Origin of the sequence: Pseudomonas abieticivorans (assembly GCF_023509015.1) — a bacterium.
Classification (GTDB): Bacteria; Pseudomonadota; Gammaproteobacteria; order Pseudomonadales; family Pseudomonadaceae; genus Aquipseudomonas; species Aquipseudomonas abieticivorans.
The window spans coordinates 3,812,579-3,825,516 of sequence record NZ_CP094975.1 but is presented as its reverse complement, the minus strand read 5'-3'; the positions used below and the strand labels follow the sequence as shown (position 1 = coordinate 3,825,516).

Below are 12,938 nucleotides of genomic sequence, written 5' to 3'. Positions count from 1 at the left end.
GTTTTCATAGATATCGTCAGGGTTTGGTAAAGCTGAAGGGCTGCCATTGAAACCACCGACGAACTGCCCCATCTAAGCACCATAGCCAATTGCGCAGGTGCCCCATGAGCAACCAGCAGGACTTCCCCGAGAATCCCTCCGAACACCTGGAAAGCGAACACATCGAGCATTCGACTCACTCCAGCACCGAACTGACCCTGCCCGGGCAAAACCTGCCGGACAAGGTGTACATCATCCCGATCCACAACCGGCCGTTTTTCCCGGCGCAGGTGTTGCCGGTCATCGTCAACGAAGAGCCCTGGGCCGAAACCCTGGACCTGGTGGCCAAGACCCCGCATCACTCGCTGGCGTTGTTCTTCATGGAAACGCCGCCGGAAGACACTCGGCATTTCGACACCTCCAACCTGCCGCTGTACGGCACCTTGGTAAAGATCCACCACGCCAGCAAAGAGAACGGCAAGCTGCAGTTTGTCGCCCAGGGCCTGTCCCGGGTGCGCATCCGCACCTGGCTCAAGCATCATCGCCCGCCCTACCTGGTCGAGGTCGAATACCCGCACCAGCCCAGCGAGCCGACCGACGAGGTCAAGGCCTACGGCATGGCGTTGATCAATGCGATCAAGGAACTGTTGCCGCTCAACCCGCTGTACAGCGAGGAGCTGAAAAACTACCTCAACCGCTTCAGCCCCAACGACCCGTCGCCGTTGACCGACTTCGCCGCCGCCCTGACTTCGGCCACAGGCCCCGAGCTGCAACAGGTGCTGGACTGCGTGCCGATGCTCAAGCGCATGGAAAAAGTGCTGCCCATGCTGCGCAAGGAGGTCGAGGTCGCGCATCTGCAAAAAGAGATCTCTGCGGAAGTGAACCGGCAGATCGGCGAACATCAGCGCGAGTTTTTCCTGAAAGAACAACTCAAGGTTATCCAGCAGGAGCTGGGCCTGACCAAGGACGACCGCAGCGCCGACGTCGAACAATTCCAGCAGCGTCTGGAGGGCAAGACCCTACCCGCCCAGGCGAAAAAACGCATCGACGAAGAGATGGGCAAGCTGGGCATCCTGGAAACCGGCTCGCCGGAGTACGCCGTTACCCGCAACTACCTGGATTGGGCCACCGCCCTGCCCTGGGGCGTGTACGGCAAGGACAAACTGGACCTCAAGCACGCACGCAAGGTGCTCGACCAGCATCACGCGGGGCTGGATGACATCAAGACACGCATCCTGGAGTTCCTCGCGGTAGGCGCCTATAAGGGTGAGATCGCCGGTTCCATCGTGCTGCTGGTGGGGCCGCCGGGCGTGGGCAAGACCAGCGTCGGCAAGTCCATCGCGCAATCCCTGGGCCGGCCGTTCTATCGCTTCAGCGTCGGCGGCATGCGTGACGAGGCCGAGATCAAGGGCCACCGGCGCACCTACATCGGCGCCCAACCGGGCAAGCTGGTGCAGGCGTTGAAAGACGTCGAGGTGATGAACCCGGTGATCATGCTCGACGAAATCGACAAGATGGGCCAGAGCTTCCAGGGCGACCCAGCCTCGGCGCTGCTGGAAACCCTGGACCCGGAACAGAACGTCGACTTCCTGGACCACTACCTGGACCTGCGCCTGGACCTGTCCAAGGTGCTGTTCGTGTGCACCGCCAACACCTTGGACTCGATCCCCGGGCCGTTGCTGGACCGCATGGAAGTGATCCGCCTGTCGGGCTACATCACCGAAGAAAAAATGGCCATCGCCAAGCGCCACCTGTGGCCCAAGCAGCTGGAAAAAGCCGGCGTAGACAAGGCCACCCTGGGCATCAGCGACGGCGCCCTGCGCGCGGTGATCGAAGGCTATGCCCGCGAAGCCGGGGTGCGCCAGCTGGAGAAACAGCTAGGCAAACTGGTGCGCAAGGCCGTGGTCAAACTGCTCGACGCCCCGGGCACGCCAATCAAAATCGGCACCAAGGACCTGGAAGCCGCCCTGGGCATGCCGGTGTTCCGCAGCGAGCAAGTGCTGTCGGGCAAGGGCGTGATCACCGGCCTTGCCTGGACCAGCATGGGCGGCGCCACCCTACCGATCGAAGCCACGCGCATCCACACGCTGAACCGCGGCTTCAAGCTGACCGGGCAATTGGGTGAGGTGATGAAGGAGTCGGCAGAGATCGCCTACAGCTATGTCAGCTCCAACCTCAAGCAATACGGGGCGGATCCGACCTTCTTCGACGAAGCCTTCGTGCACCTGCACGTACCGGAAGGCGCCACGCCCAAGGACGGCCCGAGTGCCGGGGTGACCATGGCCAGCGCCCTGCTGTCCCTGGCCCGCAACCAGGCGCCGAAAAAAGGCGTGGCCATGACCGGCGAACTGACCCTGACCGGGCACGTGCTGCCCATTGGTGGCGTGCGCGAGAAGGTGATTGCCGCGCGGCGCCAGAAGATCCATGAGCTGATCCTGCCGGAGCCCAACCGTGGCAACTTCGAAGAGCTGCCGGACTACCTGAAACAGGGCCTGACCGTGCACTTCGCCAAGCGCTTCTCTGACGTCGCAAAAGTGTTGTTCTGACACTCGTTTGGCTGCATTGCCCCTGTGCGGCAATGCAGCCAAATGGCTTTGCCCTCATCTTCGGTTATGCTGGCGCCATCCCTGATTGCCCGGAGCCTTCATGAAACCAGCCCGCCTGCTCGTCCCGCTGAGCCTTGCCCTGCTCGCCGCCTGCGCCCAACAAGCGCCCAAACAGAACGTCAGCCTGGCCAAGCAAAGCGACTGCCCCCTGGCCTTGCACACCGGCCAGCACCTGATTCTGACCCTGCCCAGCAACCCCACCACCGGCTACCGCTGGAAGGTGCAGAACCCTGCACCCGGAATTTTGCGCAGCCTGGGCCCCGAGGTTTACAGCAACCCGGAAGACGCGGGCCTGGTCGGCAGCGCCGGCCAGTCGGTGTGGCAGTTCCAGGCGCAAAACGCGGGCGATGGGCACTTGCTGCTGGTGTATCAACAGCCGTGGGCGCCGGAAGTGAAGCCGGTGCAAACCTTCGATTGTGCTATTACCGTGAAGTAAATATTGCTATCACTTGAATCACCTGTAGATAAAAAAACCGCCATTTGGGCGGTTTTTTATAAAGTGGATTCAGGCCTCTGGCCCTGCCAGCCGACCTACAGGCTCAAGCACCTTGCCTTTCTCCAAGCCTACCTTGAGGAGGCGGCGTTGATTGGAGGAAATGTCGCCCGCCAGCCGACGAGCGTCTTCTTCAAACTGAGCGATGAGCAACGCCTTGGCGGTATGATGTGCGGCTTTCATAGGCACCTCGAGTAATCTGACGATAGTCTGCATATTATTACGCCTTCACCGGCATAACAAGGCGCCCTTGAGCATTATATTCAAAACCAAGTTCTAGATACCAATGCGCGGCCCCTTGGCTGGGTTCTTGAATTTCTATCTCTTCACAGCCCAGCATCCGAGCATAGATATCTATCGACACGATGGCGAGTGATGCAACTACACCTCTTAGTGGATGAAATTTATTTGGCTTACCTTCCAGCAAGATAACTTTAATACAAATACTGCTTTTTCTTGGGGTCGCGTAACATAAACCACAAAGCTCCTTACCATACCAGAGAGAGACATCTAAACCTCGCGGATCCTTGCGTTTCCAGCCTCGCACGTTTTCCCAAGGGTATAGGACTACCTCTGCCCCCCATAAGTGACTAGCCGCAATGGCCTCGGCATCTATAGCATCATAACGAACCATCGCCGGATCGATTCCCGCCTTCAAGAAGCCAGGCTCTGCCTTTACCCTTTCATAAGCAATTTTGCGAGCTGCCGCCTTAAAGGCTTGATAGCGCAAGTTGTAATAACGCGACTCCTGAAGCATTGAATAAAATCCGTAAGCAACCCTAAGATCAGATATACAAAACAGTACCCGCGCACATCAATAATGACAATAACCTGGGTGCCCCACATAAAAATACGGAAACTTCCTACCTACTGTCCTACAGAAGCATCGATCATTAACAATCAGCCAATCGTTAGTGACCATTACTGAGTTTCGTGGGATGAAGCAACAGCATTGCAGCCTTCGGCCTCGCCACAGGTGTGAAACCGCGCCATACCGGTTAAAATACCGCCCCTCATTTCAGCCGACAGCACCGGAACACCCCCGTGAGCAAAGAGCCCGACCGCCTATTCTCCCAGCCGCTGGCCCAGGTGCCCGACTTCGCCTTCAACGAAGACGTGGTGCGGGTGTTCCCGGACATGATCAAGCGCTCGGTGCCGGGTTACCCGACCATCGTCGAGAACCTTGGCGTGCTGGCGGCGCAGTTCGCCCAGCCGCACACCACGCTGTACGACCTGGGCAGCTCCCTAGGCGCCGTCACCCAGTCGTTGCGCCGCCATGTGCGGGTGGACGACTGCCATGTGATTGCCGTGGACAACTCCCAGGCCATGGTCGAGCGCTGCCGCGAATACCTCAATGCCCAGGACTCGATGTTCCAGGAGTTGCTGCCAGTGCAGGTCATCGAAGGCGACATCCTGGCCCTGGACTTCAAGCCCGCGTCGGTGGTGGCGCTGAACTTCACCCTGCAGTTCATCGCCCCCGAGCAGCGCCTGGCCCTGCTGGGCCGTATCCGCCAGGCCCTGGTGCCCGGCGGGGCGATGATCCTCTCGGAAAAACTGCGCTTCAACGACCTTGAAGAACACGCACTGCTCACCGACCTGCACATCGCCTTCAAACGCGCCAATGGCTACAGCGAACTGGAAATTGCCCAGAAGCGCAGCGCCATCGAGAACGTGATGAAACCCGACAGCCTGGAAGAACACCGCGACCGCCTGCTGGCGGCCGGCTTTTCCAAGGTGGTGCCCTGGTTCCAATGCCTTAACTTTGCCTCGTTGATTGCCCTGCCATGATTGATCTCGCCCCACTGGTCCGCCGCCTGGCGGGCACCCCCCTGGCCGAATGGGCCAACGGCCTGCAAACCCAGCTCGACGCCAAAATGGAAAAAGGCCACGGCGACCTGGAGCGCTGGCAGGCCGCGCTCGACGCAATCCCGGCCGTGATGCCCAGCCAGATCGACCTGGTGAACGGCCTGAACCTCAACTGCGACTGCGACGACGCCACCCGCGAGCAGATGCGCACTGCGCTGATGGGCTTGTCGCCCTGGCGCAAGGGCCCGTTCGACCTGTTCGGCGTGCACGTGGACACCGAATGGCGCTCAGACTGGAAGTGGTCGCGGGTAGCGCCGCACCTGGACCTTAAAGGCAAGCGCGTGCTGGATGTCGGCTGCGGCAATGGCTACTACCAGTGGCGCATGCTGGGTGCCGGTGCCGACAGCGTGATCGGGGTAGACCCCAACTGGCTATTCTTCTGCCAGTTCCAGGCCGTGCAACGTTTTCTACCGGACTTGCCCGCCTGGCACCTGCCATTCGCCCTGGAAGACCTGCCGGCCAACCTGGAAGGCTTTGACACCGTGTTCTCCATGGGCGTGTTCTACCACCGCCGCTCGCCCATCGAACACCTGCTGGCCTTGAAAGACTGCCTGGTGAAGGGTGGCGAACTGGTGCTGGAAACCCTGGTGATCGATGGCGACGTCAACCAGGTGCTGGTACCCGAAGACCGTTACGCGCAAATGCGCAACGTGTGGTTCCTGCCCTCAGTGCCGGCGCTGGAACGCTGGCTGCGCCGCGCCGGCTTCAGCGACGTGCAGTGCGTGGACGTCAGCGTGACCAGCGTCGAGGAGCAACGCAGCACCGACTGGATGCGCTACCAGTCCTTGAGCCACTTCCTTGACCCGGACGATCACAGCAAGACCATCGAAGGCCTGCCAGCGCCGATGCGTGCGGTGATCAAGGCTCGCAAGTAAGCCACTACACCAGCACGCTGCGGTCGAACACGAACACCCCACCCTGCTGCGGGCAATGCTGCAGCAGGTGTTGCGGGCGGCCCATTTTCGGGTAGTTCTTTTCGCCGGTATCCTTGATCCAGCCCTGCGCTTTCATCCGCTCCAGCCGCCCGCGCAAGGTGGTGTGCTGCACCGCCTGGCCCAGGCACGCCTGGAAGGTGCCCAAAGCCTCGGTCACGGTAAAGCGCGGCGCCAGCAAATGCAGCGGCAGCGAGGTGTACACCGCCTTGCCCGACAGCCGCTCCCAGGCCTGGGCCACCAAGGCTGCGTGGTCGAACGGTAAGCCGTAGCTGCCGTCGAGCACCTGCGCCAGCGCCACGAAACACAAATCCCCCCCTTCCAACACGGTGCCTGGGCCCAGCAACGCCAGGTAGATGGTGCTCAGCGACCAGCCGCGCGGGTCCCGCGTGGCGCTGCCCACGGTGGCCACCTGTTCCAGGTATTGCGGGCGGACCCGGGCCTTTTCATTCAGGGCGCGCCCGGCAGCCTGGTCCAGGCTGGTATCGGCGCAGCGACCGTTGACCAACACACCAGGCAGAGCCCACTGCTGGGCGAAGGGTTCGCGGGCGCGGCGGATCAGCAACAGCTCCAGGCCCAACTGGGGGTTAAGGCGCAGGGCGACAATGTCGACGCTGGCGAGTACTTGTGCGGTATTCATTGATCCCCCCTGCCGCGCCCACCGACGGCGGTGTTTGCCAAAATGTGCTTGACCACATATTACATCAGGTGGAATATGTAGTCACGCACAACGCAGGAGATACCGCCCATGAAAATCGCCAGCTTCGACATCGACGCGCAAAAAGGCTTCACGCCCCTGTGCCCGGACGAGTTGCCGGTGCCCGAAGGCCACCTGATCGCTGGCGCACTCAACCACTTGGCAAGCTTCGCCGAGCTGCGCCTGGGCAGCAAGGACGCCCACAGCCCGCAGGCCGCCTGGGTGGTGCAAACCCAAGCCGAGATGTTGCAGCCGCTCGAACTGGCCAACGCCGACCTGACCTGGGTCAGCCACTGCGTACCGGGCACGCCGGGCTTCGAATTGCTCGACACCCTGCCCGCGCCGTTGGCCTACGACTACTTCGTGTGGAAAGGCGTGGAGCCGGACTTACACCCTTACGGCGCCTGCTACCACGACTTGGCCGACACCCGCAGCACCGGGGTCATCGAGTACCTGCGCCAGCAGCAGGTCGACACCGTGCTGGTCGGTGGCTTGGCGCTGGACTACTGCGTGAAGACCACCGCCCTGCAACTGCGCCGCGCAGGCTTCAGGGTGGGCGTGTACTTGCCCGCCTGCCGCGCCATCGCTGACCACACAGCAGCACAAGCCTGCGAGCAGATGCGCAGTGAAGGCGTCGAACTTTATGACAGCGCCGCGCAACTGGCCGCCGCCGTGCCCCAGAAGGAGGCCTGACCATGGCCGAGAGCGTATTTGCCGACCGGATCGTGCAGAACCTGCTTGATACCGACTTTTACAAGCTGACCATGATGCAGGCGGTACTGCACAACTACCCCAACGCCGAGGTGGAATGGGAGTTTCGCTGTCGTAACAACGAGGACCTGACCCCGTACCTGGCCGAGATCCGCCACCAGATCGAGCGCCTGGCCGAGATCTCCATCACCGCCGACCAGTTGCAGTTCCTGGAGCGCATCCCGTTCATGAAGCCGGACTTCATCCGCTTTTTGAGCCTGTTCCGCTTCAATCTGCGTTACGTGCATACCAGCATCGAGGACGGCCAGTTATGCATCCGCTTGCGCGGGCCCTGGCTGCACGTGATCCTTTATGAAATCCCGCTGCTGGCCATCATCAGCGAGGTACGCAACCGCTATCGCTACCGCGACGTGGTCATGGAGAACGTCAGCGAGCAGCTGTACAAAAAACTCGACTGGCTGAAAGCCGAGGCCAGCATCAGCGAGCTGGAAGGTTTTCAGTTGGCCGACTTCGGTACGCGCCGGCGCTTCTCGTACCGCACCCAGGAAGAAGTGCTGCGTATCTTGAAGCGCGACTTCCCCGGGCGATTCGTGGGCACCAGCAACGTGCATTTGGCCCGCGAACTGGACGTCAAACCGATTGGCACCATGGCCCATGAATGGTTGATGGCCCACCAGCAACTGGGCCCACGGCTGATCGACAGCCAGATCGCCGCCCTCGATTGCTGGGTGCGCGAGTACCGGGGCCTGCTGGGCATCGCCCTGACCGACTGCATCACCATGGACGCCTTCCTCAAGGACTTCGACCTGTATTTCGCCAAGCTCTTCGACGGCCTGCGCCACGATTCCGGCGACCCGCTGGCATGGGCCAACAAGGCCATTGCCCACTACGAAAAACTGGGCATCGACCCCATGAGCAAGACCCTGATCTTCAGCGACGGGCTGAATATGCCCAAGGCGCTGGAACTCTATCGGGCGCTGCACGGGCAGATCAATGTAAGCTTTGGCATCGGCACCAACCTGACCTGCGACATCCCGGGCGTCACGCCCATGAACATCGTGATCAAAATGACTGCCTGCAACGGTCAGCCGGTGGCGAAGATCTCCGATACGCCGGGCAAGACCCAGTGCCTGGATGAGAATTTCGTCACTTACCTCAAACATGTTTTTCGCGTCTGAATTGCACCCCTCAAGGAGGTTAGACATGAGCAATCGTCAACAGGAAATCGCCGCGGCCCTGGAGGTGGTTCCACCCTTCGCCGACACCGCGGCCCTCGTGGCCGAGGTCGAGCGGCGCAAGGCATTCATCAAGCAGTGCCTGCGCAACGCCCACCTCAAAGTGCTGGTGCTGGGCATCAGCGGCGGCGTCGACTCGCTGACCGCCGGGCGCCTGGCCCAGTTGAGCGTCGAGGAGTTGCGCGCCGAAACCGCTGACAACGACTACCGCTTCATCGCCGTGCGCCTGCCCTACAACGTGCAGCACGACGAACACGATGCCGCCGCCTCCATGCAGTTCATCAAGGCCGACGTCGAAGACACCGTGAACATCGCCGGCGCCGTGCTCGGCCTGTCCGAGCAAGTGGTGCACCTGCACGGCCTGACCGACGCCCGCCGTGACTTTGTCATTGGCAACGCCAAGGCACGTATCCGCATGGTGGCCCAGTACACCATCGCCAACGCCAACAACGGCCTGGTGATCGGCACCGACCACGCCGCCGAAGCGGTGATGGGTTTCTTCACCAAGTTCGGCGACGGCGCTTGCGACCTGGCGCCCCTGAGTGGCCTGGTGAAAAACCAGGTGCGCGCCATCGCCCGTCACTTGGGCGCGCCGCAAAGCCTGGTGGAAAAAGTACCCACCGCCGACCTTGAAGAACTGCGCCCAGGCAAGCCGGACGAAGAGTCCCACGGCGTGAGCTACGCGCAGATCGACGCCTTCCTGCATGGCCAGCCGGTCAGCGACGAGGCCTACGCGATCATCGTGCGCACCTACGACAACTCCCAGCACAAGCGCGTGCTGCCGTTTACCCCGTGAGCCCTAGCCGCTGAAGAAACTTTGCCCGCGATCCTTGAGCATGCTCAGCATGACCTGGGCCGCGGGTGACTGGTACGCCCCGGCCCGCACCGTCACGCCAATGGTACGGGTCATGGTGGTTTGCGCCAGCGGCACCTCGCGCAGCAGGCTCATGCCCTGCCCATATTCCAGCGACTCCCTGGCCAGAAAACTCAGCAGGTTAGTGTGGGCGATCAAGCGTGGCAGCACCGAAATGGTGTTGGTCTCGATCTGCACGAACGGCGGTGGCAATTGCCGGGACGCAAAGGCGTTTTCCACCCAACGCCGCGATGACACGCTGGGCCCCGGTAGCACCCAGCGGTAGCGGTTAAGGTCGGCCATCTTGTAGGGCCCATCGAAGATCGGATGGTTGGCGCTGGCCACCACCACGGCCTCGTCCTTGAGCAACGAATGGCTTTGCAATTGCGGGTCACTGGAAATCATCGAACAGATGATCATGTCCAGCCGCCCCGACAACAGCGATTCGCGCAACAAGTCGTCCTGGCCGATCACCAGGCTTAAGGTGATGTCCGGTGCCCGCGCCAACAATGCGGCGGTCAACCGCGGCAACAGGTACTCGGCCATGCTCGATGCGCACCCCAGGCGGATGTTGCCCACCGCACCAATGGCGAAGTCCCTCACCTCTCGCTCGGTCTCGGCAATGCTTTGTTGCAATTGCTTGCCACGCGCCAATAGCAGTTCACCCACGTCGGTCAGCTTGATCCGCCGGCCATCACGCTGGAACAGTTTGGTGCCCAGCGACTCCTCCAGACGCTGGATACTCTTGGTCAACGCCGGCTGGCTGCGGTTGAGCTTCTCGGCGGCGCGGCCCAGGTGGCCAAGCTCGGCGATGGTTTCAAAATAGGTGAGGTCGCGCAGGTCCATGATTCATAACTGCCAGTTATCGGTTGATCAGTATTAGAAAATAGACTTGATCGATTGCACTGTCGATAATTTCCCCGCGCCCGGCTCTGATCCGGGCCTTGGAGAGTTCACGTTGTCGCATCAAACATCCCTCGCTTTACGCTACTGGCCCGTTCAGGTGCAGTGGCTGTTGCTGATACTGTCCGCCGGCGCGTTCGGCCAGTTGCTCAAACACTTCAACTTGCCCGCCGGGCAGTTCGTCGGCCCCATGCTGGTGGCCATCGGCTTTGGCGTAAGCGGCGCGCAGGTGCGCATACCCCGGCAACTGTTCAAGCTGGGCCAAGGCTGCGTCGGCTTGCTGGTGGCCCATTCGATCACCTTCGCGGTGTTACTGGCGGTGGTGCAAAGCTGGCACGTGATGCTGTTTGCCACCGTGTTGACGGTGCTGCTCAGTACCCTGGTCGGCCTGGGCATGGTGCGCTATGGCGGTATCAGCGCGGGCACTGCGGCCTGGGGCACCTCGCCGGGCGCAGCGTCGGCCATGGTCTCCATGGCCGAGGACAACGGCGCCGACGGGCGCGTGGTGGCCACCATGCAATACGTGCGCGTGGTATGCGTGGTGATGATCGGCGCGCTGGTCAGCCACTTGCTGGGGGTGGAAGGCAGCGGCACCGACGCCCACAGCGCACCGGTGGCAATACATGCCGACCACTGGCTGAACCTGGGCTTTAGCCTGGCCGTGATCGTGTTCGGCGTATGGGCTGGCACCCGGGTCCCGGCCGGCGCCCTGCTAGTACCGATTCTGCTGGGGGGCGCGTTGCAGTTGAGCGGCGTGTTGCAGATCACCTTGCCGCCTTGGCTGCTGAGCATCGCCTACGGGGGTATCGGTTGCTACATTGGCTTGCGCTTTGATCGCGAAACCATGCAGTACGTATGGCGGCGCCTGCCGGCCATGATCGGTGGCTCACTGATGCTGATCGTGCTGTGCGCGCTCTCGGCCTGGCTGATTGCCTGGATGCTGGGCAAGGACTTCCTCTCGGTGTACCTGGCCACCAGCCCGGGCGGCTTGGACTCGATGGCGATCATTGCCGTGGACACCCATTCGGATGTTGGCCTGGTGCTGGCCATGCAGACGTTACGTTTGTTCGGGGTGATCTTTACCGGTGCGTATCTGGCCCGACTGATTATCCGGGTGAGCGAGCGCTCGAAAACGGATTGAAATCATTACACTGGAATGCTTTTGATCCAAGCAAAGCCGGATGTCTGTCTTTATTGGCATATTGATAGTGAAAAGCGGCTTAATACCGTTTCAATTGGATTGAAATCGTTACAGTAAAAATCACTAAAAAACAATAACCTATTGTTTTTATTGGGTTTTACACACTGGCATCGACTTTGCTCTGTTCCTGATCATCCTCCCCCGTATCAGGAATGCGAGCATGTTCGAGAAAAGCCTCACCCTGTCCGATTTTGACCCCGCCCTTGCCCAGGCCATGCATCAGGAAGCCCGGCGCCAGGAACAGCACATCGAACTGATCGCCTCGGAAAACTACACCAGCCCCCAAGTCATGCAGGCCCAGAGCTCGCAGCTCACCAACAAATACGCCGAAGGCTACCCCGGCAAGCGCTATTACGGCGGCTGCGAGCACGTCGACCTGGTCGAGCGCCTGGCCATCGAGCGGGCCAGGTTGCTGTTCGGTGCCGACTACGTCAACGTGCAGCCGCACTCCGGCTCGCAGGCCAATGCCGCCGTGTTCCTCGCCCTGCTGGCAGCCGGCGACACCGTGCTGGGCATGAGCCTGGCCCACGGCGGGCACCTGACCCACGGCGCCAAGGTGAGCTTCTCGGGCAAGCTGTACAACGCCGTGCAATATGGCGTGAACGACCAGGGCCTGATCGACTACGACGAAATCGAGCGCCTGGCCGTGGAGCATCAGCCGAAAATGATCATCGCCGGCTTCTCGGCCTATTCCAAAACCCTGGACTTCGCGCGCTTTCGCGCCATCGCCGACAAGGTCGGGGCTTACCTGTTCGTCGACATGGCTCACGTCGCGGGGCTGGTGGCCGCGGGGCTCTACCCTAACCCGCTGCCCTACGCCGACGTCGTCACCACCACCACGCACAAAACCCTGCGTGGGCCACGCGGGGGGCTGATTCTGGCGCGGGCCAATCCGGCACTGGAGAAAAAGTTCGACTCCGCGGTGTTCCCCGGTGGTCAAGGTGGGCCGCTGATGCATGTGATCGCCGCCAAGGCCGTGTGCTTCAAGGAAGCGCTGGCACCCGAGTTCAAGGTGTATCAACAACAAGTGATCGACAACGCCCAGGCCATGGCCGCGGTGTTTATAGAGCGCGGTTACGAGGTGGTGTCGGGCGGCACCGACAACCACTTGTTCCTGGTCAGCCTGATTGCCCGCGGCATCACCGGCAAGGACGCTGACGCGGCCCTGGGCCGGGCCCACATCACGGTCAACAAGAACGCCGTGCCGAACGATCCTCAATCACCCTTCGTGACGTCGGGCTTGCGCATCGGTACACCGGCAGTCACTACCCGAGGTTTGGGCCTGGTTGAGTGCCAAGCGCTGGCAGGCTGGATCTGCGACATCCTCGACCACCTGGGCGATGCCGACGTGGAAGCCGAAGTGGCCACCCGCGTGGCTGAATTAACCCGGCGCTTTCCCGTTTACGCTCACTGATCGCAACACGCGTACACGCCCAGGTACAACGCCTGGGCGCACGCGCGG

General features: G+C 61.5%; 13 protein-coding genes. 9 read left to right on the top strand and 4 right to left on the bottom strand.

All coding sequences use genetic code 11. The features are described from left to right. Nucleotides 1–104 precede the first annotated feature (104 nt). Together lon and L9B60_RS17530 are read left to right on the top strand one after the other, a co-directional pair. A complete protein-coding gene (lon, locus tag L9B60_RS17535) occupies nucleotides 105–2,525 on the top strand; it encodes an endopeptidase La (RefSeq protein WP_249672020.1) in 2,421 nt (806 codons plus the stop codon). A gap of 100 nt (nucleotides 2,526–2,625) precedes the next feature. Next, a complete protein-coding gene (locus tag L9B60_RS17530; RefSeq protein ID WP_249672019.1) occupies nucleotides 2,626–3,021 on the top strand; it encodes a protease inhibitor I42 family protein in 396 nt (131 codons plus the stop codon). Between the two features lie 69 nt (nucleotides 3,022–3,090). On the opposite strand, the gene L9B60_RS17525 is transcribed toward L9B60_RS17530, so the two are convergent. Together L9B60_RS17525 and L9B60_RS17520 are read right to left on the bottom strand one after the other, a co-directional pair. Continuing rightward, the gene (locus L9B60_RS17525; RefSeq protein WP_249672018.1) at nucleotides 3,091–3,294 is read right to left on the bottom strand and encodes a hypothetical protein; all 204 of its coding nucleotides are present in this window, start codon (nucleotides 3,292–3,294) and stop codon (nucleotides 3,091–3,093) included. A 4-nt stretch (nucleotides 3,295–3,298) separates the two neighbouring features. Continuing rightward, nucleotides 3,299–3,835: an N-acetyltransferase gene (locus L9B60_RS17520; protein WP_249672017.1), complete on the bottom strand. Its 537-nt coding sequence runs from the start codon at nucleotides 3,833–3,835 to the stop codon at nucleotides 3,299–3,301. Between the two features lie 287 nt (nucleotides 3,836–4,122). On the opposite strand from L9B60_RS17520, the gene cmoA reads away from it, so the two are divergent. Further along, nucleotides 4,123–4,866 (top strand): carboxy-S-adenosyl-L-methionine synthase CmoA, encoded by a 744-nt coding sequence (gene cmoA / locus L9B60_RS17515; RefSeq protein ID WP_249672016.1) that lies wholly within the window; start codon nucleotides 4,123–4,125, stop codon nucleotides 4,864–4,866. Further along, entirely contained in the window at nucleotides 4,863–5,819 is a 957-nt protein-coding gene (cmoB, locus tag L9B60_RS17510) for a tRNA 5-methoxyuridine(34)/uridine 5-oxyacetic acid(34) synthase CmoB (RefSeq protein WP_249672015.1), read from the top strand. The genes cmoA and cmoB overlap by 4 nt, the downstream gene beginning before the upstream one ends. A gap of 4 nt (nucleotides 5,820–5,823) precedes the next feature. Here the strand turns inward: cmoB and L9B60_RS17505 are convergent, their stop codons facing one another. Beyond that, nucleotides 5,824–6,516, bottom strand: coding sequence for an NUDIX hydrolase (locus L9B60_RS17505; RefSeq protein WP_249672014.1), 693 nt, complete (start codon nucleotides 6,514–6,516; stop codon nucleotides 5,824–5,826). Between the two features lie 108 nt (nucleotides 6,517–6,624). On the opposite strand from L9B60_RS17505, the gene L9B60_RS17500 reads away from it, so the two are divergent. From L9B60_RS17500 to nadE, 3 genes are read left to right on the top strand one after another with little or no spacing between them, the layout of a single operon-like run. Beyond that, nucleotides 6,625–7,266 carry a nicotinamidase gene (locus L9B60_RS17500; protein ID WP_249672013.1) on the top strand — a complete coding sequence of 214 codons (642 nt, stop codon included), beginning with the start codon at nucleotides 6,625–6,627 and terminating at the stop codon, nucleotides 7,264–7,266. Nucleotides 7,267–7,268: 2 nt separating this feature from the next. Further along, nucleotides 7,269–8,462 carry a nicotinate phosphoribosyltransferase gene (pncB, locus tag L9B60_RS17495; RefSeq protein WP_249672012.1) on the top strand — a complete coding sequence of 398 codons (1,194 nt, stop codon included), beginning with the start codon at nucleotides 7,269–7,271 and terminating at the stop codon, nucleotides 8,460–8,462. 25 nt (nucleotides 8,463–8,487) lie between these two features. Further along, on the top strand, nucleotides 8,488–9,315 hold the full coding sequence (gene nadE / locus L9B60_RS17490; protein ID WP_249672011.1) for an NAD(+) synthase: 828 nt from the start codon (nucleotides 8,488–8,490) through the stop codon (nucleotides 9,313–9,315). A gap of 3 nt (nucleotides 9,316–9,318) precedes the next feature. On the opposite strand, the gene L9B60_RS17485 is transcribed toward nadE, so the two are convergent. Then, nucleotides 9,319–10,218, bottom strand: coding sequence for a LysR family transcriptional regulator (locus L9B60_RS17485; RefSeq protein WP_249672010.1), 900 nt, complete (start codon nucleotides 10,216–10,218; stop codon nucleotides 9,319–9,321). A gap of 112 nt (nucleotides 10,219–10,330) precedes the next feature. Here L9B60_RS17485 and L9B60_RS17480 point away from each other — a divergent pair, with 112 nt between their 5' ends. Continuing rightward, the gene (locus L9B60_RS17480) at nucleotides 10,331–11,416 is read left to right on the top strand and encodes an AbrB family transcriptional regulator (protein ID WP_249672009.1); all 1,086 of its coding nucleotides are present in this window, start codon (nucleotides 10,331–10,333) and stop codon (nucleotides 11,414–11,416) included. A 220-nt stretch (nucleotides 11,417–11,636) separates the two neighbouring features. Beyond that, nucleotides 11,637–12,890, top strand: coding sequence for a serine hydroxymethyltransferase (gene glyA / locus L9B60_RS17475; protein WP_249672008.1), 1,254 nt, complete (start codon nucleotides 11,637–11,639; stop codon nucleotides 12,888–12,890). Nucleotides 12,891–12,938: the final 48 nt, after the last annotated feature.

Bases quoted from the DNA above. Each gene is read 5' to 3' on its own strand.
- pncB (WP_249672012.1), top strand. From the start codon at position 7,269: ATGGCCGAGAGCGTATTTGCCGACCGGATCGTGCAGAACCTGCTTGAT.
- L9B60_RS17485 (WP_249672010.1), bottom strand. From the start codon at position 10,218: ATGGACCTGCGCGACCTCACCTATTTTGAAACCATCGCCGAGCTTGGC.
- L9B60_RS17505 (WP_249672014.1), bottom strand. From the start codon at position 6,516: ATGAATACCGCACAAGTACTCGCCAGCGTCGACATTGTCGCCCTGCGC.
- nadE (WP_249672011.1), top strand. From the start codon at position 8,488: ATGAGCAATCGTCAACAGGAAATCGCCGCGGCCCTGGAGGTGGTTCCA.
- glyA (WP_249672008.1), top strand. From the start codon at position 11,637: ATGTTCGAGAAAAGCCTCACCCTGTCCGATTTTGACCCCGCCCTTGCC.
- L9B60_RS17520 (WP_249672017.1), bottom strand. From the start codon at position 3,835: ATGCTTCAGGAGTCGCGTTATTACAACTTGCGCTATCAAGCCTTTAAG.
- cmoB (WP_249672015.1), top strand. From the start codon at position 4,863: ATGATTGATCTCGCCCCACTGGTCCGCCGCCTGGCGGGCACCCCCCTG.
- lon (WP_249672020.1), top strand. From the start codon at position 105: ATGAGCAACCAGCAGGACTTCCCCGAGAATCCCTCCGAACACCTGGAA.
- L9B60_RS17530 (WP_249672019.1), top strand. From the start codon at position 2,626: ATGAAACCAGCCCGCCTGCTCGTCCCGCTGAGCCTTGCCCTGCTCGCC.
- L9B60_RS17525 (WP_249672018.1), bottom strand. From the start codon at position 3,294: ATGCAGACTATCGTCAGATTACTCGAGGTGCCTATGAAAGCCGCACAT.
- L9B60_RS17500 (WP_249672013.1), top strand. From the start codon at position 6,625: ATGAAAATCGCCAGCTTCGACATCGACGCGCAAAAAGGCTTCACGCCC.